The 26,020-nt window shown below is 63.4% G+C and carries 24 protein-coding genes, 1 tRNA gene and 2 pseudogenes; 21 read left to right on the top strand and 6 right to left on the bottom strand.

The window, feature by feature from the left end:
* From AB839_RS13430 to AB839_RS13385, 12 genes and pseudogenes are all read left to right on the top strand, one after another.
* Nucleotides 1-841, top strand: an 841-nt coding sequence (locus AB839_RS13430; RefSeq protein ID WP_241776786.1) for an RHS repeat-associated core domain-containing protein, incomplete at its 5' end; no start/stop codon positions are given.
* A 211-nt stretch (nt 842-1,052) separates the two neighbouring features.
* Complete coding sequence (locus AB839_RS21225) at nt 1,053-1,526, top strand: tetratricopeptide repeat protein (protein ID WP_082783346.1); 474 nt, start codon at nt 1,053-1,055, stop codon at nt 1,524-1,526.
* 41 nt (nt 1,527-1,567) lie between these two features.
* Nucleotides 1,568-1,786, top strand: a pseudogene (locus AB839_RS21565) (hypothetical protein); the annotation flags it as partial.
* 1,272 nt (nt 1,787-3,058) lie between these two features.
* Entirely contained in the window at nt 3,059-3,517 is a 459-nt protein-coding gene (locus tag AB839_RS13420; RefSeq protein WP_082783347.1) for a hypothetical protein, read from the top strand.
* Between the two features lie 503 nt (nt 3,518-4,020).
* Nucleotides 4,021-4,295, top strand: a pseudogene (locus tag AB839_RS21220) (RHS repeat protein); the annotation flags it as partial.
* A gap of 1,224 nt (nt 4,296-5,519) precedes the next feature.
* Nucleotides 5,520-5,885: a hypothetical protein gene (locus tag AB839_RS13410; RefSeq protein WP_155761180.1), complete on the top strand. Its 366-nt coding sequence runs from the start codon at nt 5,520-5,522 to the stop codon at nt 5,883-5,885.
* A 265-nt stretch (nt 5,886-6,150) separates the two neighbouring features.
* Nucleotides 6,151-6,414, top strand: a complete 264-nt coding sequence (locus AB839_RS21560; protein ID WP_156476663.1) for a hypothetical protein — start codon at nt 6,151-6,153, stop codon at nt 6,412-6,414.
* 28 nt (nt 6,415-6,442) lie between these two features.
* On the top strand, nt 6,443-6,862 hold the full coding sequence (locus AB839_RS21215; RefSeq protein WP_082783345.1) for a hypothetical protein: 420 nt from the start codon (nt 6,443-6,445) through the stop codon (nt 6,860-6,862).
* A 115-nt stretch (nt 6,863-6,977) separates the two neighbouring features.
* Nucleotides 6,978-7,475, top strand: coding sequence for a hypothetical protein (locus AB839_RS13400; protein WP_229298494.1), 498 nt, complete (start codon nt 6,978-6,980; stop codon nt 7,473-7,475).
* A gap of 395 nt (nt 7,476-7,870) precedes the next feature.
* Nucleotides 7,871-8,137: a hypothetical protein gene (locus tag AB839_RS13395; protein WP_005420075.1), complete on the top strand. Its 267-nt coding sequence runs from the start codon at nt 7,871-7,873 to the stop codon at nt 8,135-8,137.
* Nucleotides 8,138-8,225: 88 nt separating this feature from the next.
* Complete coding sequence (locus AB839_RS13390; RefSeq protein WP_061479742.1) at nt 8,226-8,660, top strand: hypothetical protein; 435 nt, start codon at nt 8,226-8,228, stop codon at nt 8,658-8,660.
* On the top strand, nt 8,657-9,106 hold the full coding sequence (locus tag AB839_RS13385; RefSeq protein ID WP_061479741.1) for a hypothetical protein: 450 nt from the start codon (nt 8,657-8,659) through the stop codon (nt 9,104-9,106). Before AB839_RS13390 ends, AB839_RS13385 begins: the two co-directional genes overlap by 4 nt.
* 39 nt (nt 9,107-9,145) lie before the next feature.
* Here the strand turns inward: AB839_RS13385 and AB839_RS13380 are convergent.
* Nucleotides 9,146-9,222, bottom strand: a tRNA-Arg gene (locus AB839_RS13380).
* 149 nt (nt 9,223-9,371) lie between these two features.
* On the opposite strand from AB839_RS13380, the gene ubiA reads away from it, so the two are divergent.
* The 3 genes from ubiA to AB839_RS21725 all read left to right on the top strand — a co-directional run bounded on the left by ubiA (nt 9,372) and on the right by AB839_RS21725 (nt 12,304).
* On the top strand, nt 9,372-10,265 hold the full coding sequence (ubiA, locus tag AB839_RS13375) for a 4-hydroxybenzoate octaprenyltransferase (protein WP_049461703.1): 894 nt from the start codon (nt 9,372-9,374) through the stop codon (nt 10,263-10,265).
* A gap of 176 nt (nt 10,266-10,441) precedes the next feature.
* Nucleotides 10,442-11,866 carry a TIGR00366 family protein gene (locus AB839_RS13370; protein ID WP_180869447.1) on the top strand — a complete coding sequence of 475 codons (1,425 nt, stop codon included), beginning with the start codon at nt 10,442-10,444 and terminating at the stop codon, nt 11,864-11,866.
* Between the two features lie 273 nt (nt 11,867-12,139).
* Complete coding sequence (locus tag AB839_RS21725; protein ID WP_005414774.1) at nt 12,140-12,304, top strand: hypothetical protein; 165 nt, start codon at nt 12,140-12,142, stop codon at nt 12,302-12,304.
* A 54-nt stretch (nt 12,305-12,358) separates the two neighbouring features.
* Here the strand turns inward: AB839_RS21725 and AB839_RS13365 are convergent, their stop codons facing one another.
* A complete protein-coding gene (locus tag AB839_RS13365; RefSeq protein WP_061479740.1) occupies nt 12,359-12,985 on the bottom strand; it encodes a YiiX/YebB-like N1pC/P60 family cysteine hydrolase in 627 nt (208 codons plus the stop codon).
* Between the two features lie 205 nt (nt 12,986-13,190).
* Here AB839_RS13365 and AB839_RS13360 point away from each other — a divergent pair, with 205 nt between their 5' ends.
* The 4 genes from AB839_RS13360 to AB839_RS13345 all read left to right on the top strand — a co-directional run bounded on the left by AB839_RS13360 (nt 13,191) and on the right by AB839_RS13345 (nt 17,740).
* Nucleotides 13,191-13,715 carry a hypothetical protein gene (locus AB839_RS13360; protein WP_061479739.1) on the top strand — a complete coding sequence of 175 codons (525 nt, stop codon included), beginning with the start codon at nt 13,191-13,193 and terminating at the stop codon, nt 13,713-13,715.
* Between the two features lie 51 nt (nt 13,716-13,766).
* A complete protein-coding gene (locus AB839_RS13355; protein ID WP_241776785.1) occupies nt 13,767-14,339 on the top strand; it encodes a hypothetical protein in 573 nt (190 codons plus the stop codon).
* Between the two features lie 122 nt (nt 14,340-14,461).
* Nucleotides 14,462-16,186 (top strand): peptidoglycan-binding protein, encoded by a 1,725-nt coding sequence (locus AB839_RS13350; protein ID WP_061479738.1) that lies wholly within the window; start codon nt 14,462-14,464, stop codon nt 16,184-16,186.
* 141 nt (nt 16,187-16,327) lie between these two features.
* Entirely contained in the window at nt 16,328-17,740 is a 1,413-nt protein-coding gene (locus AB839_RS13345; protein ID WP_061479737.1) for a TPM domain-containing protein, read from the top strand.
* Nucleotide 17,741: 1 nt separating this feature from the next.
* Here AB839_RS13345 and AB839_RS13340 read toward each other — a convergent pair whose 3' ends face one another.
* The 3 genes from AB839_RS13340 to AB839_RS13330 are packed head-to-tail and all read right to left on the bottom strand — an operon-like array spanning nt 17,742 to nt 20,388.
* Nucleotides 17,742-18,413 carry a VOC family protein gene (locus AB839_RS13340; RefSeq protein WP_061479736.1) on the bottom strand — a complete coding sequence of 224 codons (672 nt, stop codon included), beginning with the start codon at nt 18,411-18,413 and terminating at the stop codon, nt 17,742-17,744.
* A gap of 54 nt (nt 18,414-18,467) precedes the next feature.
* Complete coding sequence (locus tag AB839_RS13335; RefSeq protein WP_061479735.1) at nt 18,468-19,547, bottom strand: alpha/beta fold hydrolase; 1,080 nt, start codon at nt 19,545-19,547, stop codon at nt 18,468-18,470.
* A gap of 13 nt (nt 19,548-19,560) precedes the next feature.
* Nucleotides 19,561-20,388 carry an AraC family transcriptional regulator gene (locus tag AB839_RS13330; protein WP_061479734.1) on the bottom strand — a complete coding sequence of 276 codons (828 nt, stop codon included), beginning with the start codon at nt 20,386-20,388 and terminating at the stop codon, nt 19,561-19,563.
* Nucleotides 20,389-20,589: 201 nt separating this feature from the next.
* Between AB839_RS13330 and AB839_RS13325 the strand changes: the two genes are divergently transcribed.
* Together AB839_RS13325 and AB839_RS13320 are read left to right on the top strand one after the other, a co-directional pair.
* Nucleotides 20,590-22,992, top strand: a complete 2,403-nt coding sequence (locus tag AB839_RS13325; RefSeq protein ID WP_082783344.1) for a TonB-dependent receptor — start codon at nt 20,590-20,592, stop codon at nt 22,990-22,992.
* A complete protein-coding gene (locus AB839_RS13320) occupies nt 22,992-24,293 on the top strand; it encodes an aminotransferase class V-fold PLP-dependent enzyme (protein ID WP_061479732.1) in 1,302 nt (433 codons plus the stop codon). Before AB839_RS13325 ends, AB839_RS13320 begins: the two co-directional genes overlap by 1 nt.
* Before the next feature lie 208 nt (nt 24,294-24,501).
* On the opposite strand, the gene AB839_RS13315 is transcribed toward AB839_RS13320, so the two are convergent.
* Entirely contained in the window at nt 24,502-26,016 is a 1,515-nt protein-coding gene (locus tag AB839_RS13315; RefSeq protein ID WP_061479731.1) for a PLP-dependent aminotransferase family protein, read from the bottom strand.
* Nucleotides 26,017-26,020: the final 4 nt, after the last annotated feature.

Here is a 26,020-nt window from a genome sequence, read left to right as displayed (position 1 = left end):
CTACAGCGATGCCAACCGCATGAACGCGGTGAAGCAGGGCAATGCCGTGCTGGAAAGCTACGCCTACAACCATCGCGGTGAGCGCGTGCTGCGTACCCCGGCCAGTGGCGCGGCTCAGATCACCCTGCATGACGAAGTAGGGCAGTGGCTGGGCAATTACTCGGCCACGGGCCAGGCGCAACAGCAGGCCATCTGGCTGGACAACTATCCGGTAGCGCTGATCAACACGCCGGCTACCGGCGTGCCGGAGCTGGCCTACGTGCAGCCGGATCATCTGGGCACGCCGCGCGTGGTGATCGATCCGGTGCGGAATGTTGCAATCTGGGAGTGGAGCAACAAGAGCGAGGTATTCGGCAACCAGATTCCGAGTGCTGACCCGCTGCGCTTCCCGGGCCAGCAGGCGACCGATGCGAGTGGGTTGTTCTACAACTACCAGCGGGAGTACGAGCCGGAGGTGGGGCGGTATTCCCAGAGTGATCCGATTGGGCTGGACGGAGGTGTGTCGACATACTCGTATGTCGGTGGAAGTCCAGCTTTGTTTGCGGATCCGATTGGGCTGCAAAGAACGCTAGTTCCCTTCATCCCCCCCCCAGGAGGGGCAGTCGGTTTCAACCCAAATGAACCTCAGAACTACCAATCGCCTGGAGGTGGGCAATACTCGTCCGATTCAGAATTCCTAAACTCATTGGTGGCGGCGAGTCGGTTGTCCGGTTTGGAAAATTGGATAAATCCAAATGGCATTAACCAATCTGTGGCCACTGCATTGCTGAGTAAGGCACTGGCATCACCCTCATCAGAGGGGAGGTCGGTTCCCTGGCCCGATCGGAAGAGAGGGGGGTAATCTTGCAACTGTCGAGCAAGTAGGGATGGTCGTAGTCCCGACAATTGTTCAATCGGTGACAAGGAGTTTGCTTTCGGTTACGGTTTCAGCAGTCGGTTGTCAGAGGCAAAAAAAATGGCTGAGAAGGACGCGAAGGATAAATTGGGTGCCAAGTCGACCCACCACATTCAATGTAGGTGCACAAGCCCGACCGGAGAGGGGATCATCCCACATGGGTAATTTGCCTACAGCCCTTTCGGAAAATTTCTCAGTTCTTCTGGATTCCGGGGACATGGCTGGTGCTGCATCACTGATTCGTAGTGCCGCTGTTGTGGGCTCCGCAGAAGCAATCTTTCTTTCTTCGAGCTTTAGTCGCCCTCATGAAAGCATCGATGAGTTCGAGTTAAGAAGCTTGGCTGAGGTAGAGCTCTCAGCAGCGAAAGGGTACGCCCCCGCGCAATATAGACTCGGCTGCTATCTACAATTCGGAGACTTTGTGGATGTGGATCCTGTGGGGGCAGCCCAGTACTTTAAGCTGGCCGCGAAGGCTGGATATCCTCCCGCAATGTATGAGTATGGGTTGGCGCTTCTCCATGGCATAGGTGTAGATAGCAAGCATGACGAAGCGATCTCGTGGATCATGCTCTCGGCTGAGAAAGGAGATGAGACTGCTGCTGAGTTCTTGAAGAATATGCGAGACAGCTAGCGTCCTATGATGTATTCAGCGATATCCGTAATGCGCCGCGGCAGCTGACCCAACCCCAGGACTGTACTACCGGCACACCGATCGAAACCTATGGCTACGACGCCACCGGCAACCGTACCTCACTGACCACCTCGGCAGGCACCGCCAGCTACACCTATCCCGCAACCAGCCACCGGCTGACCGCCGTGGACGGCGAAGCGCGCAACCATGACGCGGTGGGCAATACCACCAGCATCGGCAGCAAGACGTTCACCTACAGCGCGGTATTCGCAGAGTGATCCGATTGGGCTGATGGGAGGGATTGGTACGTACCTGTATGCCTCCGGGAAGCCTCTTTCGAAGATCGATGAAAAGGGGCTGGTCGACGTCTGGGTATGGATGCCGCTCCCCTATGAGGGAGGGCGGCCGAGCTATGGAAAGCTGCATTCCTCTTTCGGGCACATATCGACAACTTCAAATGGTGTCGATTACTCATTTGGCCCTGCGGGCAACTCGATAAGTACAAACTACGTTTCATCTCAGCTTAATTTGCGCACTGGCATTAAGCACACAATAGAACTTACACCGCAGCAGGAGTCAAAACAATCGGCATGTCTCGCGAGGCCGCAGGGGGAGTACAGTGCAATAAATAATAACTGCGGGACGCCGTTGCAGAATTGCATGCGGGAGATTGGCAAGGAGCTTCAGCCTGTGAACATGATTCTTCCGGAATCAATAAACCACCTGCTTTGGTGGATGTCTGATGACTCAACCATTCAACGCGGGAAAAGGTGATGAAATTTATTCCTGGAATTTTTCTTATCTGCTCAGTCTTAACTATCACCTCTTGCGAACACAAGGGTAGAGAAGTTGTGCCGGAGGGCGTGATCGAAGTTTATGATTCTGCAGAGGGCGGGGGCGTAATTGGTACAAGTACTACTCCGATTCCGGTTGTTGGATATGTTTATCCGGATAAGACTCGTTACGTGCTGAAGGTCTGCTATCTGGGTCACATAGGGTATGCGCGGGATGGAATACGAGAGCTAAGATCAACAGTGGGCCGGAGCTCATCCTGCCCGGAAACCGCGAGAAGCGCGGACTAGAGTTAACTAAGCGAGGCGAAACTGAGATCACCAAGCTGGAGACTGTGGCGAAACAGGAGCTGCCACTGCGTGAATTACCTAGTTGGATATGGGCCAGAGCGTACCCAGCGAGGTTGGGAAGACACAGTGATGGCAGGGCACCTTGGTGCGGTGACGTCTGCTGAGGGATGCACGGGGGCTCGGCGCCCCCGCTACACCCTATCCCGCAACCAGCCATCAGCTGACTGCGGTGGATGTCGAGGCGCGCAGCCATGACGCAGCGGGCAACACCACCAGCATCGGCAGCAAGACGTTCACCTACAACGATGCCAACCGCAACTCGGTTGCCAATGGTCGACTTAATCGAGCTGCAGCGCATCCGGGGAACGCCAATCTCTTGCGGGGTGGGTCGAAGATCCTGGGGCCCCTTGGAGCAATCGTGAATTACAGGTCAAACTACAATAAATGCCAATGTCCGGCGAAGTGATTTTCATAAGGTTCATGAAGGGTGCAGCTGCGGCGGGAGCGCTGGGGATCTGTTGCGCGCTGATCGCGTCCATGTTGAGTATGCGCTGTCCAGTCGCTAAGTACTCTCCGGAAGTTATGTTTGCTCTTTTTTTCGCGTTGCTGATGTTGCTCGTATATTCCAAGTTCGAACTGGCGAGAAGGGGAATTCTGTCGATTGAGGTTGGGCAGGTGCGTTTCGCGTTCGCAATAGCGCTCCTGGCCGAGATGCTGATGATTGGGTTGCTCGTCGCCCGCAACCTCGAATGCGATAGCTTCGTTCGCGCGATTCCCATTCCTGGTGCACTACTTGTTTTCTATACAGCTGTCGCATTCTCATTTTTATTCGGTGATATCTATCTTGGTCCTGCGCGAAAAATCATCAGGCTTGGAGCTCGGCCGAGGAAATTCTTGAGGGAGGAATAGTTGGCACTGGGTGGATTCAAAGCTGACGCGCAACGTTCTCGGGCTACCGTTCTGCTTCCCGTATCAGTAGTCGTAAAATTTTGGCGGCCCCATCCTCAACTAATATCGGAAACCCGACCCTGTGGTGGGGTGGCCCCAGCAGAGCGATCCGTTGGTATCGCTGAAGGAGTGGGTAATCGTCAGTCGTTTCGGAGAGCGTGGCAATGAATGGCGAGCCGAAATGAGCTACATAGAGAGGGTCGTTCTGGCGACTCTGTGTTCGACCGTAATCCTGATGGCCTGGTGGGGGGGGGCAGAACTTGCAAGGCGTCCTCATCCTCGACTTCGCGATGAAATCCATCGGGCAAGGTTTCCTTTGCTTCCTTGCCAGTACAGTTTTCGGCCGTGCTGATCAAGGATAGGCCGGTGTTGATGTTGCTTCTTTCGCAGGTTCTCTCGATTGTGATCGTGTTTTTTCTCAATGGGGGCCGAGACTTGCTCTAGTCCATCTGTGGATCATTGAACTGGAAAGCTACAGCTACAACCATCGCGGTGAACGCGTGCTGCGTGCCCCGACCGGTGGCGCAGCGCAGGTCACCCTATACGACGAAGCGGGGCAGTCGCTGGGCAACTTTCGGCCATGGGCCAAGCGCAGCAGCAGGCCATCTGGCTGGACAACTACCCGGTGGCGCTGATCAATGTGCTGAGCGCCGGCGTGCCGGAGCTGGCTTACGTCCAGCCAGATCACCTGGGTACGCTACGCGTGGTGATCGATCCGATGCGGAATGTCGCGATCTGGAGTGGAGCAGATTGGGTGGCTTCGCCGCCTTTTCTCACTTGAAGATATGAGGCGAGATAAGGTCGGTGGTGGATCCCTTTCGGTCCCTCCACTGCTTGGAGTTGGGTTTGGCGTCATGTCGGGATCTGGCTACACAGTTCCTGGTCAGATAGCTGCGCCGACTGGAAAAGGATGCGGGTGTCCTTGAGATGAGAAAATACAATCGTTTTTTTTGGGCTTACTACATCATGTTCTTCTGGGCGCTCAGGCTGGTTGCTTGCTTTGGAGTTGCCGTAAATTCAGTGCTCCTTGCCTTTGTGCTGGTTGATATTTCTGATGGTGGACGAGACTACGGATTTGCGGGTTTGGCGTTTGTCGCGCTCTCTCTTTGCACAGCGTTTGCCATGTGGAAAATCGGGTCTGTCGGCCTGCTCCGTCTTCGGCAAAGGAGGGCACCATAGATCTTTCCAGGGATGCTCTGAACAACTGCCGGGGTAGTGCCGGCCGTACGCAGGTGGCGTCCCGTTGTATTTGGTAGATCCACCTGGTCTGTGCCCGTGTGAGTGCGTCGACTACCTGGGCGTGACGTTCGGTGTGGCAGACCTCGCCTTTGGAGGCTTGGAAGCTGTGAATGGCGAAGGAGTCACCATTGCCGGTGTTTTGTCTCCGCAGCCCGAAGTTGCAATCCCCGGATTCCTGGTAATGGTGAATGGTGGAGCAACGGCGTACGATGGAGTGTCAGTGATACAAACCGCTCAGGATGCAAAGGAAAGAGAGTCCATCTATACCGAGGTGGCGGGGGGCAGTTGGCGCGAAGACGGGAGAGCTGTCGTCATTCGGCTTGACGTTCAACGGTCACCTTAAGGCCACACGGAACTGTTGCACTGCGTAGCCCCTGACAAGGATGCGCTGGATGCCATGAAGGCGGTGAAGGATGTTTCGGGTGGGTCTGGGTGCAGTTGCATATAATGGAGGTGATATGCATATGCGCAAGAAAATAATGAATTGGCTTGGTTTGTTGTTATTTGCGCTAGTTTTTTTGAGGTCCTCGTCCTATCTTGTATTGAAGGTGTATGCTATTGGTCACCTTGAGAGGGGGTGATTATTTTGTAATGTTGCCTATGGCGCTGGGGTCACTCCTGATTTGCGGCATGTTCATGGCAATTGTGATTAAAGAAATGAAATCCAATCAGTAGGCTGCGCCTGGAGCATCACGCGCGACGTATGGTTCCGACAGATGATTGCATGGGTATCACTATTCACGATTTCCAGCTGGTTGGAATTCGTCTTGATCCGCTGTCAGGTGTGACTGTTTCTCTGTTCGATGAATCTTCGCGGGCATCCTATGATTTGGTCTTTGGCCAAGTCAGGAGAGCAAGCGTTGATGGTTTCTCTAGCCAGAATGTCGTGCTCGATCTCAAGGTCTTCAATCGAAAGGATGATTCCTTTGAATTCAAGCGGTGTTGCTTCCTCCTTGGCCTAGATCCATTGGCTGCCAGGGAAATTGTCGATGGTGACACCTTGGTCTTCATTGAGGCCTCTGTCGGCGCAGAGATTGCACTTCTAGTAGAGGGCACTTGGGATAGCCGGTTGATCCCTGTCAAATCATGATTCCTGATCTGTCGAGCGCATCGCTCCAAGACGCACGCACCGCTTGGCTTGTAGGTCGACAGGGATCTGACGGAGAGATGGATTGTGGGACGGACCATCATCGGGCCAACGCAATGGGCTCTACCGTGCGTGCAGCCCTATGAACATCATGGATCCTGTACTCAGCGAACTGCTTTCCCGGCTCGGTGTCGACACTGACTTCGGCGATACGGTGCTGACCTGTCCGGAGACCTGAGGAGCCTATGAGGACACACCCCTGCATGTGGTGGCCTATTACAACGATGTGGCCCTCCTCAGCGCATTGATGCCCTTCGTGACCACCATCGATGTGCGTGGCGATCTTGATCTGACGCCGCTGGCAAGCGTGGTGGCACATGGCAGCGTCGCGGCTGCGGCCTATCTCCTATGGTGTGGTGCAGACCCACACGCACGGAATGAGCTTGATCGGACACCACTGGAAATGATGTGCCAGGACCCGAGGTTTGATGATGTGGTGTGTATGGTCGACGCCGCAGATGGAACCTGCTGATGGAAACTTCTGAAAAGAGGTTTTACCGATGCGCCTGATGAACTTCATCTGTCCACTTTGTGGCGCCAGCGGGCAGCGCTTTCCCCTGCGATTTGCTGGAAGGCGTCAAGCAAAGATGTCGTGCCGGGGGGGGCGCGTGGAGCTTCGTTCAGACCCGCGGTTGGGCACGTACACGCTCTATCTTCTGTACACACAGGTCGTCATCCTTGTGGCGGCATTGCCGCTGATCGGGGCCAGTGTCGCGGGTGAATGGGTACGGCTGGGAATGATCTGTCTGGTAGTGCTGATGCTGTGCTGGTTCCCGGGCGTGATCAGGCACGCACGAAGTCCGATCGTGCGCGCCTGCCGGGATGCCGATTACAGCTATGCGCGCAGGCCAGGTGCTTCGACTGCGCACGCTGCCGCAAATCCGGAGCAGCGTAGCGACACGCCAAGTGCCAGCCCATGATAGGGAAGTCAAGAAATGACATACCATCTTGGGCGCGAGGTGCAGTCCCTGAATCGTTTTGCAGAACGGGTTGCAGATGGTAATTAACATTTGGCCGGCCCTTTCTGGGGCTCTCATGTCCATGCCGAAGGCTGGCATCTTGCGTGTAGCGGTGCTGCTCTTGCCAATGCTGGGGGGCTGCAGCATTCATCAGTTTCAACATACGGAATGGAGGTCGGACTGGGTCGATGTTTCGTCCGGTGCGATCTTCCCTGGCAATTCAACGACGCTGCCGCTTGACCGCATTTCCACGCTTGATCCTGATAGTGAGGCAGCCATTGCGAAGTGGATGTTGGAGCATTCGCTGGTCGTTGTCTCGGCATCAGAGGTTGAAGGGAAGATCGGTCCAATGCCGTTGAGTGACCTGAAGCCAGCGCCCGGGGAGAGCGTCTATCTCGTCAGGGCCGCTTCGGATGAAAGTAGGGGCAAGTTCATCGGCTACGTCAACGACAGGGGACTTCTCATCGTGTATGGGGTGATGGGGGGCTGCGGTGAGCAGAAGCAACGGGTGGTTGCCGTGAGCCTTCGGGAGAAGCCCGCCAACGTATTCGGTCGATGCTCGGCGGCGCTATAGTCGAGTGCCATGGTTGGAACGCCACTCCATGGGCGGTGAGCGGGTGGAGCTTGAAGTTGGAAGTCTTTTCGATGACTACTCTGATATTCAAAGAGTAGCGTCGGGGCAGCAGGAGCCACTGGCCTATCATCTATCTGCTTTGGCCTGCCTCCTCTACGAGATAGGGAGGAGGATGAGTGAAGAAGTGTGATTGCAGATAGGCGTGCACGTGCCGGAGCATCCCATGCGCCGCGTGATCGCTTTGAGCTTGAAGAAGAAGCCCACCCGTGTCTTCGCAGGATGTTCCGCAGCGCGCTGACAGCTCTGTTCGTTGTCGCCGCTCCAGAGTAATCAGCGCAAAGGCTGGAATGGGGCGCGTCATTCAAATGACTTGGTTGAATGGACGGTGATTTACCATGGAGCTTGAAGCGAAAAGGGTAGTTTTCTTTTCTCAACAGGATGAACGGTTCTTCTTCGAGTGGATTGGTCGAATCGGCTGCATCGGTAATGTGGTCGGCAGAGGGGATGTCATCTATCTATCCCTGGATCCAGATGCGGTTCTGGAGGAGGACGTCTGGGAACTGGCCGCATTGTTCAGGAGGTATCGGATTCCACTGGCCCAGCTGCGAACGCTGGAGGCAGGCAGGTACTCTCGAGCGCTGCGCGATGCCTTGCGCGAGTAGGGCGCCAAGCGGGAGGCAAGGTGCATGAGCTCCCGCACTCCTCCACAAAGGAACGCGATCGGGCTGCACGCCCTCGGAGAGGTACAAGATGAAAGCCAGGCAGATTCTTCGGTACGGGCTGGCCTACGCGGTGTCGTGTGGAGCACTCTGGCTGTTCCTGCACTTTGTGGGCAGGGCGCTTTACGCCTTCGACTCACATCAGGTTTTCTTCTGGCTGTACGCCGTCAGCCTTTTGTTGCTGGGAATCTGCGCACGGGTTCCCGCCGCGGGCCGCCTTACGATCAGGCGGCTTGCCAAGGGGGCTGGCTTGGGGCTGCTCGCGGGCCTTCTGGCCCAGGTCGTGGTGCTTGTACTGGAAGCCTATAGATTCAGCGGATTCAGCCCATCGCTGCTCTGGCAGGTACCGGTTTCGCTGACGGTGATGAGCGTCGTGCTGCTCACGCCGCTCTGGGGCGTAGTGCTGGTTGCCCTCACTGCCGAACACCGCCGCGACAACCACCCACGTCAGGCCTCGAACCCATGAAGCACCTGAACGCCTTTTGCCTCGTGGTTGCACTGACATCCTGTACGGCGCATCCGAACCGCACCACGAAGTGTCCGCCGGCCCATTTCACCTACGTCGGCACCGAGAGCGTCGACGGGCTGACCTACGGGCGCTTCCAGGTCACCCACAACGCTGGTCAGCCGCTTCAGCTGTGGGTGGATGAGAGACGCAGGTTGAACCCAAGGACCGCTCGCGCAGAGATGAGGCGCACAGGCGAGGTTGCCTGGCGGCCTTACAACGTGATCCTTGAGGAAATCACACCGGGAGCGATCGGGCTGTCGATCGGGCAGGATGAACGGCAGAGCGTTCTGTTCGATGGTGACGGCCTGTTCCTGCCCGGGCAATCCAGCGCGGGCGCGAATTACTCCATCGTGGTACAGGACGCTGCCGGTTGCGAGCATCGCTCGGCAACGTTCATTCCCTGACATTCCTGGGGGCGCGCCGGCCAGGCAACGAAGGAAAAATGGCGCGCCCGGAGGGATTCGAACCCCCGACCAATGGCTTCGGAAGCCACTACTCTATCCGGCTGAGCTACGGGCGCGTTGTAGAACCGCCGCGCCGTCGGCCAGTGCCGGGGCGGGCATCGCAGCGCCATGAGGCGGTGCGGGACCGGCATTCTATCCAGTTTCGTCGAACAAATCTCCCCCCACCGGCAAAGCCCTGCCGGAGGGGCAGGAGTATCCTATCGCCATGGCTGATACCCCCCTCACTTCGCCGCAGTCGCCGGCGACGCCGCGTTGGCGGCATTACTGGAGTCTGATGCGCGCTGATCGCCCGATCGGCACGTTGCTGCTGCTGTGGCCCACCTGGTGGGCGTTGTGGCTGGCTGCCGGCGGCCTGCCACCGCTGTGGACGCTGTTCGTGTTCACCGCCGGCGTGTGGCTGACCCGCTCGGCCGGCTGCGTCATCAACGACTACGCCGACCGCTGGCTCGACCCGCACGTGGAGCGCACCAAGGCGCGTCCGCTGGCCACCGGCGCAATCAGCGGACGCGCCGCGCTGGCGCTGTTCGCGGTGCTGATGCTGGTGGCGTTCGGCCTGGTGCTGACCCTGAACGGGCTGACCATCGGCCTGAGCTTCATCGGCGTGTTCCTGGCTGCCAGCTACCCGTACCTGAAGCGCTACACCCATCTGCCGCAGGTCTACCTGGGCATGTCGTTCGGCTGGGGCATCCCGATGGCGTTCGCCGCCGTGCAGGGTGAAGTGCCGATGCTGGGCTGGCTGCTGTATGCCGGCAACATCCTGTGGTCCACCGCCTACGACACCTGGTATGCGATGGTCGACCGCGAGGACGACCTGAAGATGGGCTCGCACTCCACCGCGATCCTGTTCGGTGATCTCGATCTGGTCATCCAGGGCGTGCTGTACGCGCTGTTCCTGGCCACCATGGCGCTGGTTGGCGTGCGCGGCGGGCTGGGGGGCTACTACCTGGCCGGCGTGGCCGTGGCTACGGTACTGGTGGTGTACGAATTCTGGATCTGCCGCAACCGCGAGCGCGGCCCGTGTTTCAAGGCGTTCCTGCACAACAACTGGGTCGGCGCCGCGCTGTTTGCCGGTATCGCCGTGGACCTGGCGCTGCGTTGAGAAGCGCAGCCGAGCGTGCGCTCGGCTCTACAGCTGACAGTGCTTCTGTAGCGCCCGAGCTCATGCCCGGGCGGCGGCGCGCAGCGCCGGGCCTTCCGCCACCTACGACCAATAGGTGGCTGACAGCCCACACCCCACCGCCCAGAATCGGTCCATCGAACCTGGGAGGGTAGGCGATGGCCTCGACGGCAGCAGTACAGGATGGCTGGATGGCGCGCGCAGCGCTGCGCTCGGCCGCCTGGGCGGAAAAGTGGTTCCCCGACGCGTACGTATTCGCAGTGCTGGGCGTGGTCATCGTCGCGCTGGCCGCGATGGGTTTCGGTTCGACCCCTCAGGCCACCGCCAGCGCCTTCGGTGACGGCTTCTGGAGCCTGATCCCCTTCACCATGCAGATGGCCTTCGTGGTCATCGGTGGCTACGCCGTGGCAACCGCACCGGTGGTCGCACGCTTCATCGACTTCCTGGCCCGGGTGCCGCGCACCGGACGCGGTGCGGTGGTGTACGTGGGCCTGGTCAGCATGCTGGCCTCGCTGCTCAGCTGGGGCTTCTCGCTGGTGTTCGGTGGCCTGCTGGTCCGCGCGCTGGCCCGCCGCACCGAACTGCGCATGGACTACCGCGCGGCCGGTGCGTCGGCCTATCTCGGCCTGGGCGCGGTGTGGGCGATGGGGCTGAGCTCGTCGGCTGCACAGCTGCAGGCCAACCCGGCCAGCATGCCGCCGGGGCTGGTGGAGATCACCGGCGTTCTGCCGTTCACCGAAACCATCTTCCTGTGGCAGTCGATCGCCCTGACCGCGGTGCTGATCCTGGTCTCGCTGCTGATCGCCTGGCTGACTGCACCCGCGGCCGGCAGTGCGCGTACTGCCGAGGAGTTCCCCGGCGCTGCGCAGGCCGAGCCGGAACCGCTGCAGCGACGCACGCGCCCAGGCGAATGGCTGGAATACAGCCCGTTGCTGACCGTGCTGCTTTCGCTGCTGGCATTCGGCTGGCTGTTCAACGAGTTCGCCAACAAGCCGGTTGTCACCGCCATCGCCAACCTCAACACCTACAACTTCCTGTTCATTTCGCTGGGCCTGCTGCTGCACTGGCGCCCGCGCAGCTTCCTCAACGCGGTGGCCAAGGCGGTGCCGAGCACCACCGGCGTGCTGATCCAGTTCCCGCTGTACGGCGGTATCGCGATGATCCTCACCCACGCCGCCGGTGGTGACGGGCAGACCCTGGCGCACCGGCTGTCGAGCCTGTTCGTGCACGTGGCCAGCACCGATAGCTTCGCGCTGGTCATGGGCGTCTACTCGGCGGTGCTGGGCTTCTTCGTGCCGTCCGGTGGCGGCAAGTGGATCATCGAGGCGCCGTACGTGATGCAGGCCGCCAACGAACTGAAGGCGCACCTGGGCTGGGCCGTGCAGGTCTACAACGCGGCCGAAGCACTGCCGAACCTGATCAATCCGTTCTGGATGCTGCCATTGCTGGGCGTGCTGGGGCTGAAGGCACGCGACATCGTGGGCTTCACCTTCATCCAGTTGCTGGTGCACATCCCGCTGGTGCTGGGCCTGTTGTGGCTGCTGGGCATGACGCTGGCGTATGTGCCGCCGGTGATGCCGTGAGTGCAGGGCTGGCGTCCGTGCGCGAGCAGGACGCCAGCTCCGTTCAGCGCGTGTTTCCGACAGAGCGCGCCATGAATGCGCACAGTCGCGCTGACGGCATGAGCACATGCCGAACCCATATGAATCCTTCATCGGCTTGTGCCGCAAGGGGCCTTGCCCGTTCATTCACGCGCGTACACATCCGTGTAGCCGCCCACCCACGCGCGATTAACTCTCCGCTGCAGACGATGGCCCCGTCCACCGCATTCCGCGCGTGGCTTTCGGAGAACGGACATGGCACAGCAGAACCAGAACCCGAACCAGAAGCAGCAGGGCCAGCAGAACCAGCAGGATCAGCAGCAGGGTCGTGGCCGCGACCAGCAGCAGCAACAGCAGCAGGAACAGCAGCAGCGCAACCAGCGCAACCAGCAGCAGGGTGGGCAGGACGAGGAAGAGTGACTTCGGCACCCACTTCCTGTGGTGCGCGAAGCCCCGCCCCGTGCGGGGCTTCGCTTATTCCAGCACGCCGATGCGTTGCAGCACCGGCGCTGCTGACATGTCGTTCGGATTGGTGCCCGGCTGATCCTGCGGCACGTCCATGCCCATGCCGTGGTAGAGATCGACCCAGTGCTGTGCGATCTGCCCGGTCTGCGGGTTGCGGAAGTTCATCGGCTGCAGTGCGAACACATGGTGCGCACGGAACGCGCGCTCGATGAAATCCGAACAGTAGTAGCTGTCCTCGTTCAACACATACGACGTGTTGTAGGGCTTGCCCAGCATCGTGCGTGCGGTCGCGACCGCATCCTTGATGGCAGCCTGCTGCGATGCGTGCAGGCGATAGACCACGACCTGCCGTTGCTTGGCCCGGGCGTCCTGGCGGAACTCGACCAGCGATTGCCGGCGCGAGCCTTTCTCGTCCGCATGCAGTACCTCCCAGCCGTCTGGCGCCGCAGCGACCAGGGCCACGTGATCGAAGCTGGGGGCGCCCTGCTTGCCGGTGGCATCGTCGATGGCCGCGCTCAGGCCGGCATGGCCGGCGGTGACGAACAGCAGATCGCCTTCCCGGACCTCCAGCGCGGCCACAACACCAGGCCACAGCATTGGCACCAGCAGGGAGAGGGCAAGCAGGAATGCGCGCATGGGGCCAGGATCGAAGCGTGTGCGGCGTAGTCTAACGGCTGCTGCGATGACGTTGATTTCAGTATTAGTGTGATACTAGTCTCATTTCAGCATGTCGGGATATTCCTGACAGCGGATGTTGAAACTGAATTGACCGAGGCATGGCTATCCTTGCCTCCCTACCGCGCCGGAACCGCGCGCGACCGCCCGGAATCAGGAGGATCCCGTGAACCAGCTCCGCCCCGTTGCCCTGCTTGCGCTTGCCCTGGGGCTTGCGCTGTCCGGCTGCAAGCCTGCGCCCCAGGCGGCCCCCGCTGACGCCGCCGCACCGGCTGCGACCAGCACGGCCGCCGCCACGGCGCCGGCCACGCCGGTTGCCGCGGCCCCGGCAGACGCGTCTGCCAGCTGCCCCCATCCGGTCTTCGACGACTTCCTCAAGCATTTCGGCAACGAGATCGCGCTGCAGGAAACGTCCACTGCCGATCCGCTGCTGGACAGCCACATCGACAGCGAAGCCGAGCCGGAGCCACGCAAGGTGGAAGAGAAGGTGCCGCTTGCCAAGGTCGAATGGCCGGTGATGCCGGACCCGGCCACGCTGCAGCGCCAGGGCCGCGAGATGCAGGTCACCCGCCTGCCCGATGGCCAGGTACAGGTGCAGATGCGCACTCCCGATACCAGCGACCAGCAGATCTACACCTTTGCCCAGAAGCCGTGCTGGCAACTGGTCAAGCGTGAGGACGAATCGATCTGACCCTGAGCGACCGCCTGCGGGCGGTCGTGTGATCCACCCAAGGAGCCCCGCATGCGTCTGTCTCCCGTTGCCCCCGTGCTGGCCCTGATGCTTGCTGCCTGCAGCGGCCCTGAGGCGGCTGCACCGGCGGCCCCTGCTTCCACTGACCCGGCAGCGACGCCGGCCGCACCTGCGGCTGCCGTTGCGGACCATTCCACCCCTCTTACGCGCGACGAGACCGGCATGCATATCGATTGCCAAGGCACCCGCCTGCACCTGGCGGCCCAGCCCACCCAAGACACGGACGCTTCCCGGCTGACCACGCTGGAAATTGAAAAGGACGGCGCACGCCAGGCCATTGCTGCGCCCAAGGAGATGGACGGCTATACCGCCGTTGGCCTGGCCTGCGTGCAGGACCGCAGCGGTACGCCGTACTTCGTCGTGCAGTACGGTGAACTGCCGTTCGGCTGCAGCTTCTGCGAGTGGTACTACCTGTACGACGCCAGTGGCCGCCAGTTGACCCACAGCACACCGCCGCTGCGCGGCGCGGAAGGCGAGGAGCAGGAGCCCAACAACGATGAGTACGAGAAGTTGATCGACTCGCTCGGCATCAAGCACCCGGAGGTGAACTACATCGAAGACTGAGCGCAGCGGCAGGACGTCGCACGCGCGCTGTGAACGCAGCACTGCAGTACCGCAGTACCAGAAGTACCAGGAGCAGTACCCCTTAAGGAAATCCCCCTTTTCATAGAATGGATAGCACAGACATGGCAGACATCTACCAGGACATGGTCCAGCCCCGCGGGGCGGCCTACAGCAGTGACCGCATCAAACCGTGGAGCCACTACCGCGAGCCGATCGACCAGAGCGACGGCCGCCTGCATGGCAACTCCCGCCGGTGGGGCGATGCGACCCCGGAAGTACAGTCACGGGTGATCGACACGATCATCGAGTCGGCGCGCGAGAAGGGCCTGACCCCGCGCGAAACCGCGCACGTACTGGCCATCGCCCGCGTTGAATCGGGCTTCAACCCCGATGCCGCCGCTGGCACCACCTCGGCCTCGGGCCTGGGCCAGTTCATCGACAAGACCGGCAACCACTACCACCTCAACAACCGCAACCGCTTCGACGTCGGCGCACAGTCCGACGCACTGGTTGACCATTACATCGATAACCGCACGCTGGCGCACAAGCGCGGCCAGGGTGAGGAGTACATCTACAAGTACCACCACGACGGTCCGACCCGCGATTACGGCGGCCTCGCCCTGTCTGAAAAGAAGGTGATGCCGTACGTGGACAAGTACGAGCGGTTCGTGGAGCAGCGCCTGGGACTGACCCACGGCCAGTCCCAGGGCAGCCACGCGGCCCCCGCCGTAGCTGCGGCCACGCACGCGCAGGCCAAGCCGGCAGCGGTGCATGCCGAAGGCCAGACCCGCACCTTCGAGCAGACGATGCAGGTGATGCTGCCCCCGCAGAACGGGGTCAAGCCGCACATTACCGGTGAGTTCGGCGAACACCGCGCACACAAGCCGCACGGTGGCACCGACTTCAACTATGTCGGCGGCCAGCACGGCCGTAATCTGCAGCACCCGACCGTCAACGCGCCGATCTCCGGAACGGTGACGTTCGTCGGTGGCGACTACGGTACGGTGAAGATCAGGGATGCACAGGGCAACTCGCACGAGATCCTGCACCTGCAGTCGACCCAGGTGAAGGAAGGCCAGCCGATCAAGGCGGGTGAGCCGATCGGTACCATGGGCGGCCGTGGCCCGGGCGGTGCGGGTCAGTATGCCCAGCACGTGCATTATCAGTTGAAGGATCCGCACGGCAAGCTGATCAGCCCGCAGGACTTCTGGGACCACGGCAAGCTGAAGGAAACCAGCAAGGGTGGCCATTCGCATGACGCCGACCACAACGGTGTGCTGCGCCAGGGGGCCAAGGGCGAGGAAGTGACTGCGCTGCAGAAGGAACTCAACCGCCTGGGCGTGCGCGACGGCCAAGGCAACCCGCTGAGCGAGGACGGCAAGTTCGGTGCCAATACCAGGGACGCACTGATCGCCTACCAGAAGCAGCACGGGCTCTCCGCCGATGGCGTGGCGGGTCCGGCGACGCTGGGCAAGCTGGCCGAAGGCCGCAGCCATGCCGAGGCGGCGCCGAAGGGGCCGCAACTGGGCGACAAGGCGCATCCGGATACGCCGCTGCACAATGCGATCCGCAGCCACATGCCGGGCATGATCTGCAACGAGATGAGCGCGCATGTGACCGCCCAGGCCAAGGCCGCCGGCATCGATTCGCCGGAAAAGCTGCAGGGCGTCACCGTGCAGGATGGCAAGGCCTTCGTCGTGGGCACCGTTCCCGGCTTCCGTACTGCGGTGGACATGACCCAGACGGCACCGAGCCTGCAGGAGACCAGCGCTGCAATGCTGGCCAAGCACGAGCCTTCGCAGCAACACGTGCAGGACGAGCAGCAGCGAGTGGCCATGGGCCGTTGACCGCTGCGTGTGAAGAGGTGTGTGGTAAAGGAGGCCGGCCGGAGTAATCCGGCCGGCTTTTCCGTTCATGGGGCAAGGACATACACGGATGCCGTTTCGCATGATGCACAGCACGCCGCCAATGCAAGGCACGGCGTCCACATGAGCCGGGTGCTGCGGTGGCGCAACGCATGGCAGTGGGGAGGGCTGGCACTGCTGCTCTGCCTGTTGCCGCTGCCAGTGCTGGCGGCGGTCCCGATTCCGGCACTGGACGACCCGGTGGTGGACACCGCCAACGCGCTGTCCGCCAGCACCCGCGCAACGCTGCGCGAGCAGGCATTGCAGCTGCAGGCACGCAAAGGCGCGCAACTGCAGGTGCTGGTGGTGCCCAGTGTTGGCGATGACGGCATCGAAGCCTATGCACAGCGTGTCTTCGACCAGTGGCAGCTGGGCCGCGCCGGTGTCGATGACGGAGTGTTGCTGCTGGTGGCGGTACAGGACAGGCGCGTACGCATCCAGACCGGCTATGGCCTGGAAGGCACCATTCCCGATGCCTATGCCGCGCGCATCATCGACAAAGCCATCGTGCCGCGTCTGCGCGAAGGAGACCTGGACCAGGGCATGCTGGACGGCAGCAAGGTGCTGATGGCGCTGATCGATGGCGAGCCGCTGCCGCCCGAGCAGGATTCATCCGCACGCAACCTGTTGCCAGCGGATTGGCGTACAGGGGATTCAGTCGTTGCCCTGACGTTGCTGGTGGGGTTCCTGGCCGGTCTGTGGCGATCACCGCCGCGCCTGCTGGCCACCAGGACCGAGGCCGAGTCCAGCGGCAAACGCCGTGAGCGGCGGCGCAAGGCACTGGCAGCCAATGCGGCAATGCCCAGGCCGAACTGGCCGACATTGCCTGCCTGGGGCAGGCCGTTGCTGGTAACGGCGGTGATGGCCGCTGGGTTGGTTTCGGCGACGCTGCTGCTGCCGCGGCACGTGCTGCCTGCGCTGTTCTTCGTGCTGTTACCGGCCGTACCGGTGGCGGCGCTGCTGGGGTGGTGCTGGCGTCGCAGCCGTGGTGTGCGCATCGTGCTGTGCGGCATGTTGGCCGTCAGTATCGGTTTCTTTGTGGTGATGCTGGTCCGTGGTCAGTTGCCGCCCAGCCTTGCCCTGCACACGTTGCTGAACCTGGCGGTCGCCATTGCCGCCATGCTGGTGTTCTTCCTGGTGCAGGCCGGCCGCGCGCGCTGGCGCAAGAACCGCAACAGCTTCGCCGTGCGCCTGGTGGTGCTGGTGCTGTTGACCGGCGGCTATGCGCTGGGCGCGTTGCTGGCCATCGACCGGGCCAGCGATGAGAACGCACGCGTGTTGGCGACGATCGTGTCCAGCGTAGGCACGCTGTTCCTGTACTTCATCTGGGTGTTCACCCTGCTGCCCGGCGAAAAAGCACGCAGCGGACGAAGGTCGTCCCAAGGCTACCGTTCCTCGTCCAGCACCTCGTCGTCGAGTTCGTCCTCAAGCAGTTCCGGCGGCTGGTCCGGTGGCGGTGGCCGCAGCGGCGGCGGCGGCGCTTCGGGCAGCTGGTAGTTCAGGCCGCCCACACCCGCCAGCCCAGCGCGGCATCGCGCAGTTCGCCGCTGCCGCTCACATCACCCACCTGCAGCTGCACGCCCTGCGCATTGGGCAGGTCCTTCTGCTCGGGGAACCAACGACGGTCGGCGGCGACGATGATCAGCAGGCCCTCGTCGTCGCCCATCGGCGCGAACTGCGGCGACGGCGAGCTGATCGGCTGCAGGCCGAAGCGCTGGCTGGACTGTTCGCGCACCGCATCGACATCGTGGCTGGGCAGGCCAACCTCGCTCAGGCAGGTCAGCTCGCTGCCATGGAACACGCCTTCGCGCGCGCTGGCCGGCAAGCGACGGCGGCCGATCAGTTCAAGGATCAGGCCGTCCGGGCCGGTGAAGTACACCGACTGCGACTGCCAGCTGCTCTCCAGCGCAAAGTAATCGATGCCCTCAGGATTACGTTGCAGCGGGGTACGTTCGCGCAACCAGGCCATCGCCTCGCCGAAGCGGTTGTCCGGTACGTTGAAGGCCAGGTGCACGCCACCGACGGGGTGATCACCCGCCGCCTGCAGTTCGATCGTGCTCCAGCCGATGTGCACATGGTTGCCGACCACGCGCTGCTGCAGCACATCGTGGAAATACGCGGCGACGGTGGCGACGTCGGACACCGGCAGGGTGAGGTGAAGCAGGCGCATGACCGATTCTCCATGGACGCGCTCACTGTAGCGCTGGGGACTGCCCGGCGGCCACTAGCGCAGTGACTGGTTGAAGAATCGTATTGCGGCGTCCACTGCCTGCGCGTGGGTCTGCGCCTTCGGCACCGACGTCCTGCACAGGTCCTGCAGCCGCCGCTGTCCGGTCGGGGTGCATGCGGCGAGGAAATCGTAATGGCCGACGCCGGGCAGTACCTGCAGTGCAGCGCCCGCAATCACCGCACGCGCAGCTTCGCCATTGCTCTGCGGTGGCGCAACCGTGTCAGCCTCGCCCAGCACGATCGCCACCGGCTGTTCCAGCGAGGAGAGCTGCTCGGGCGCAAAAGCCTGCACGATTGCCGGTGCCAGCAGGAACACCGCGCGCACGCCGGGAAGGGCGCGTGCGTCGTTGGCGTGGGACATCCACGGCGACAGCTCGGGCGACGCCGCAGCGGCAACGCGCGCCTCCATCGTGTGCGTTGCCGCTTCCTGCTGGGGCCGGCAGACGCCGTCATCCGGATGCGCCGTGCAGAAGGCCAGCAGTCGCTGCAGGTCCGGTCGCGCGCCGGCCGCCAACAGTGCGGTGTAGCCGCCGGCCGAGAACCCGGCGACCCCCAGGCGCTCAGGATCGACATGCGGGCCCAGCACCGGATCAGCTTGCACGGCCGCCAGTGCGGCACGCAGGTCATCGGCGCGCAACCAGGTCAGAAGGCTGCCGGGCAGGGTCATGGTGTCAACGCCGTTGTTGCCTGGATGATCCACCGCAATCACCAGATATCCGGCCCGCGCCAGCGCCGTGCCCAGCCAACCCATCATGCGCGCGCTGCCGCCGTTGCCATGCGAGAGCAGCAGGGTCGGCAGGCGATCACCGGCGACCGGCGCATCCTTGGCCGACCGGCCGACGTGGAACAGCGGCGCGTCGGGTGGACCGATGGTCAGCGCGGTTTCCCGGCTGCCTGCAAGTGCCGGATACCAGACCGTGTAGCGCAGCGCGTCGCGGTGCCCTGCGTCGCGCACGGCGGCGCTGGCCAGCGTCGTCGTGCCGTGGCGCTCGCCGGCCACCCCGCTTTCGCGGGCGGCGCCGACGCTCGCGAACGCCAGCAGCATTCCTCCCAGCACAGCAGCGGTCATGCGCATCTTCAACTCCTTGTCAGTGGTGACGTTCTTCCACCGGCAGCCAGATCTCCACGCCGCCCTGGCCGGTGTGCTCGTCGAACCGGGCGTCGTAGCGCTCCAGATCCGGCGCATCGGCAAGGCTCAGGTTGGACGCAGGAAGATAATGATCCAGCAACCAGAACCAGGTCGAGCGGATGGCCGAGATGTGTCCGCCGTGCCAAGCCACCAGGTAGCGGTGCGCCGGGATGTCCACGCGTCGCCAGTGCGCAGGCACGCTCGGCACCGTGCTTGCCGGTAGTGCCGCAATGTAGTCGAAGCTACCATCGTCATCACTGTTGCAGCACACGCCGAAGCTGACCGGTGCCGGCGTCGGCCACTCGCGGTTGAGCTGGGCCCATTGGCCCGGAATCGCGCCGCTGCTGTCGCGGGTATGCCGCATGCCGACGCCTGCCAGCTGGAACGCGGGCGTATCGAGCAGCCGGGGGGCTTCAATGCAGGCTGACGGGGCCTCGTCCAGGCGGATCGCCTGCACCAGCGTCAGCCCATCGGTGCCCTGTTCGCGTACCCGTTCCGGTGTCTGCCCGAACTGTTCGCTGAAGGCACGGGTGAAGGCAGCATGGGTGGTGTAGCCGGCCCCCAGCGCCACCTGCAGGATGTCGCCGGCGCCGTTGGCCAACTGCTGCGCGGCAGCGGTCAGGCGGCGCCCGCGCAGGTAGCGCACCACCGAGGTGCCGGTGCGGGCCTGGAACAGGCGCGACAGATGGAATGGCGACAGGCCCGCCGCAGCGGCAATGTCGGCCAGCGCCAGTGGCTGGTCCGCATGGGTTTCGATGTACCACAACGCCTTGCCTGCCGCGCTCATCCTGCCGTTCCTTGAATCCGATGCTGGGCACAGTAGCGGATCGGCAGGCGCGGCGTTTAGCAGTTCTTGCGTCTGTGCGGATTCAAGCTGTCGCACTGACGTCATGCCTCCTTCACAGATCGCGCCGAGACTGCGCGCCTTGTCCAGGCCTGCGCTACCCCCGCAGGTGCTGGCCCTGCCGCGTCCTCCCGGAGCCCTGCCGTGCATCGTTCGAAGCTTTCGCGTTCCATCCTCCTTGCCCTTTGCATGGCCAGCGCAGGAGGCGCGATCGCAGCGGAGGCCGATGCGGTCGATGCCGCCGGCGGCAGCCGCGCCGCGCCCACCCAGCTCGACGCGATGCTGGTCACCGGTACGCGCGCGTCCAATCGCACCCAGTTCGAAACGCTGGCGCCGGTGGACGTGTTCAGCAAGGAAGACATCAGGTCCGTTGAATCCACCGACCTGAAGGACGTGCTGGCGCAGCTGGTGCCATCGTTCGTGGTGCAGCGCCTGCCGATGGCGGACGGCCAGGTGTTCGTGCGCCCGGCCACCCTGCGTGGCCTGTCGCCGGATCAGACCCTGGTGCTGGTCAACGGCCGCCGCTTCCATCGCAGCGCGCTGCTCGGCAACCGCGGTGCGCAGGCGGCTGATCTGGCACAGATTCCCACCAGTGCGATCAAGCGCATCGAAGTGCTGCGCGATGGTGCGTCGGCGCAGTACGGTTCGGATGCCATCGCCGGTGTCATCAACATCATCCTCGAAGAGGGGCCCGGCACCGAGATCACCGCCGGCTACTCGCAGTATGCGCAGGGCGATGGCGCCTCGCGCGATTTCAGCGCACGCACCGGCTGGTCGCTGGGCGACTACGGCAGCCTGGTGTTGTTCGCCGAATCGTCCAACTCCGATGCCACCTCGCGCACCCGCCAGCGCCCGGACGCGATCGCCTTCCAGGCTGCACATCCGGAGCTGGAGGTGCCCAATCCGGTGCAGCGCTGGGGCCAGCCGGAACTGGAAAGCCGCCGCGTCGGCTTCAACGTGAAGGCCCATGCCAACGACACGCTGGAGCTGTATGCGTTCGGCCTGTACAGCCACAGCGATGGCGTCAGTGATTTCAACTGGCGCAACCCGGACACCACCACCGGCGCCTATCGCACCACCACCATCTTCCCCGGCTGGAACCTGCGCTCGCTGTATCCGGTCGGCTTCAGCCCGCAGTACGGCAACGTCCAGAACGACCTGCAGCTGGTCGGTGGCCTGCGCGGCGAGATCACGCCGAAGCTGCGCTGGGATGTCAGCGCCTCGTATGGCCGCAACGCCATCGACTACAGCTTGAAGAACTCGATCAATGCCTCGCTCGGCCCGGCCAGCCCGACCGCGTTCGATCTTGGCCGCCTGACCCAGACCGAGAAGAACGCCAACGCAGACTTCAGCTACGAGTGGGACGTGGCCGCGCTGTCCCAGCCGGTCAACGTCGCCTTCGGTGGCGAGTTCCGCCAGGAGACCTACCAGGTGCGTGCCGGTGACCCGGCCTCGTACGCGGTGGGTCCGGGCGCGGCCGCGGGCCTGGAGGCCAATTCCAACGGCGCTCCGGGCTTCTCGGCCAGCCAGGCCGGGCAGTGGAGCCAGCGCAGCAAGGCCGCCTACGTGGACATGGAAGTACCGCTGGGCGAGCGCTGGAACATCGGTGCGGCCAGCCGCTACGAGGACTTCTCCAGCTTCGGCAGCACGCTGGACGGCAAGCTCTCGGCGCGCTTCGCGATCACCCCGGACGTGGCCCTGCGCGGCACCTTGTCCAGCGGCTTCCGTGCGCCGACGCCGGCGCAGCTCAATACCACCAGCACCACCCAGGGGTTGGATACGCGCACGCTGCAGATCTTCACCAGTGGCCGCCTGTCGCCGAACGATCCGCTGGCGCAGCTGCTCGGTGCCAGGCCGCTGAAGCCGGAAGAATCGCGTACCGCGTCGCTGGGCCTGACCTGGCGCACCGACCTGGGCCTGTCCGGCTCGGTGGATGTCTACCAGATCAAGCTCAGCGACCGCTTCAGCCAGTCGGCCAGTTTCGCCATTCCGGCCGGTACGTCTAATCCGCTGGGCTATACCTCGGTGAACTATTTCACCAACGACTTCGATACCACCACCACCGGCGTGGACGTGGTCGGCAACTACCTGCGCGACCTCGGCGTCGGCCGCATGACGCTGACCCTGGCCTACAACTACAACCGCACCCGCGTGGACAACGGCAGCACCTCGGTGGCCACCAACGAAACCCAGCGCGTGCTGTTCGAGGATCGCCTGCCCGAGCACAAGGGCAGCCTGACCGGCAGCTGGGACATCGGCGCCTGGTCGCTGATGGCACGCATGCGCTACTACGGCGCCTGGACCGATTCCAGCGGCAATGCAGTGGGCGATATCTACCAGCGCTTCGGCGCGATGAGCTTCCTCGACCTGGCCGTCGGCTATCGCATCAACGAACATCACAGCCTGCGCGTCGGTGCCGACAACGTATTCGACCGCTATCCGGACGAAGCCACCTTCCAGGCCAGTCGCGGCCTGGTCTACTCGCGCAACGCGCCATACGACACCGACGGTGCCAACCTGTACGCACAGTACCGGCTGAGCTTCTGATGGACCCGGCCCGCCGCTCCCTGTTGCGTGCCGGCGCCTTGCTGCCGGCCGCAGCCGCACTTTCTTCACCGCCGGCCATGGCTGCCACGCGTTACGCTGCGTCCATGCAGATTCCCGCAACGACCGTGGCGCCGGACGTGCTGGCCCGCGATGAAAACTACTGGGCCGCCGTGGCCAGCCACTTCGATGTCACCGACGAAGTGAACCATCTGGAGAACGGCTACTGGGGCGCGATGGGCCGCGAGACGCTGGCCAGCTACCAGCGCCACACCGCTGAAGTGAACCGAGGCAATGCCTGGTATGGCCGCCGTGAGTTCCCGGCGCAGTACATGGCGGTGCAGCGGCAGGTGGCCGAACTGCTGGGCGTGAGCGCCGAAGAGATCGCACTCACCCGCGGTGCCACCGAGGCGATGCTGGCGCTGATCGGCGGCTACAACCGCCTGCAGCCTGGCGACCAGGTGCTGTACGCCGACATCGACTACGAAAGCATGATCGGCGCGATGCGCTGGCTGCAGCAGCGCCGCGGCGTGCAGGTCGAGCGCATCGCGCTGCCGGCCGTGCCCGACCATGCGCAGATCCTGCAGGCCTACGAGGCCGCGTTCGCGCGGCTGCCACGCCTGAAACTGGTGCTGCTGACCCAGGTCAGCCATCGCCATGGACTGGTGCTGCCGGTGGCCGAAATCGCCGAACGTGCGCGGGCACGCGGCATCGACGTGATCGTTGATGCGGCGCACGGGTTCGGCCAGATCGACTACGCGGTGCCGCAGCTCAAGGCCGATTTCGTCGGCATCAACCTGCACAAGTGGATCGGCGCACCGGTCGGTGTCGGCGCGATGTACGTGCGCAGGGGCCGCGTTGCGGACCTCGACCCGTACATGGGCGAGACCGACGACGGCCGCGTGGGCAGCCGCGTACATACCGGCACGGTCAACTTCGCCGCTTACCTGGCACTTCCGGAGGCGATTGCCCTGCACCAGCGCATCGGTGCGGACAACAAGCAGGCGCGCCTGCGTTACCTGCGCGAGCGCTGGACGCTGCCGGCGCGGCAGATGGCGCACATCGAAGTGCTGTCTTCGCCGGATCCGGCGTTGGCGAGTGCATTGGCCAGCTTCCGCCTGCGCGGGCGCACCAGCGTGGCTGACAACATCGCGCTGCAGAAGCGCCTGCTGGACGAACATCGCGTGTTCACCACCCATCGCGACGGCTTGGACTCCGGCGCCTGCGTGCGGGTGACGCCGTCGGTGTTCACCCGGCCGCAGCAGATGGATGCGCTGGTGCAGGCCCTCTCCGCCTTGGCCTGACCCTGCTTTGGTGGGTGCCAACCTTGGTTGGCACATTCCAACCGTGCCGGGGAATCTTCCGCCGGCCAGCGGCCGGCGCTACCGGTCGGGTGGGTGCCAACTGTTGGCTGGCACATTCCAACCGTGCTGAGGAGTCTTCCGCCGGCCAGCGGCCGGCACTACCGGTCGGGTGGGTGCCGACCGTTGGTCGGCACATCCCATTCCAGGGCTACCGCTCGATCGCCGGCAACGCGTCCGACAACAACAACCGATCAATCCGTCGCAGCGCACTCTCCAGCTGTCGGCGGTCCGCCGCCAGCCCCAGCGACAACCGCACGCCGCTCTGGTGCGAGACCCCTGGCGGACAGAACGCCGAAGATGGCGCAATCGCCAGCCCCTGCAGCTGTGCGGTACGCACCAGGGTGGCGTCAGTCCATGGCGCTGGTACCCGGCACCAGGCATGCAGGCCTTCGGCGCGCAGCAGCAGCGAAGGCGCCAGCAGGTAGCGCGCCATGCGCATGCGCTCGTGCGCTTCGCTGCGCACCTGCGCCAGCAGCGATTGCGCCGAACCATCCAGCAGCAGCTGGCTGGCCAGCGCCGCCACCAGCGGATGCCCCATCAACCGGGTGGAGCGCAAGGCCGAAGCCATCGCCTCGGCGTGCGCGGCACCCGGGCAGCGCACGAAGGCCGTGCGCAGGCCGGGGCTGATCACCTTCGACAGCGTCGCCACATGGAACACGTGGCGCGGTGCCAGCGTTGCCAACGGTATGGGTGCCTCTTCGGCAAGGTGCCAGTAAGGATCATCCTCGACCGCCAACAGGCCCTGGCTTTCCAATACGCGTGCCAGCGCTTCGCGCCGCTGCAACGACAGCGTCAGCGCGGTCGGGTTCTGGCAGGTGGGGTTGAGATAGACCAGCCGCGCGCCACTCCCGCGCGCCTGCCTCACCATTGCCTCGGGGCACATCCCGTACTCATCGCCTTCCACCGGTACCAGCCGCCGCCGAAGCGCCCCGGCGGCCTGCAGCAGCCCCGGGTAGACCAGCGTGTCACACAGGATCGCGTCGCCATCGCGGCCCTGGCTGAGCAGGATCGCGGCCAATGCCACCTGCGCGCCTTCGGTCAGCAACAGGCTGGCATCCTCCACCGCGCCCAGCATCGGTTGCAGCCAGCGCGCTGCCGCGTGGCGGTCGGTGGGATTGCCGCCGCCCAGGTGGTAGGTCATCAGGTTCGGCGCGTTGCTGCGCGCAAGCACGGCGGCGGCACCGCGGCGCAGGGTCTCGGCCAGCGCATCGGCATCGGGCACCGGCGGCACGTTCATGCTCAGGTCCACCACCTGGTCGAAGCCGGCCTTGGGTGGTGCGATGAAACTGCCTTGTGGCCCGCGCGCCTCGATCAGGCCGCGCTTGCGCGCTTCGTCGAACGCCCGCGTTACCGTGGTCAGGTCGACGCCGAGCTGCTGCGCCAACGCGCGCTGCGAGGGCAGGCGTTGTCCTGGTGCAAGACCACCGCGACGCACCGTGCGCTCCAGCGAATTGACGATGCGCAGGTAGATCGGCCCGTTGTGCGCGAGCACGTCCTGCACCCATTCGCGGGCTGCGACATCCGGTCGCGGCATGTACGGAGCATGTCGGGGCGTATCGTTGCTTCCAACGGCGGGAGCCTGTCCATAACCATCGGTCGGTTCGGACAGGTGACCGCCGTTGTTGCTTGTGGCGGCCACAGCGGCCAGCGTCAGTGGTGTCATTGCG

It is taken from the genome of Stenotrophomonas sp. DDT-1, assembly GCF_001580555.1.
In the GTDB taxonomy this organism is placed as follows: Bacteria; Pseudomonadota; Gammaproteobacteria; order Xanthomonadales; family Xanthomonadaceae; genus Stenotrophomonas; species Stenotrophomonas sepilia.
The sequence above is the reverse complement of the archived record's forward strand: the minus strand, read 5'-3'. Positions and strand labels throughout refer to the sequence as shown.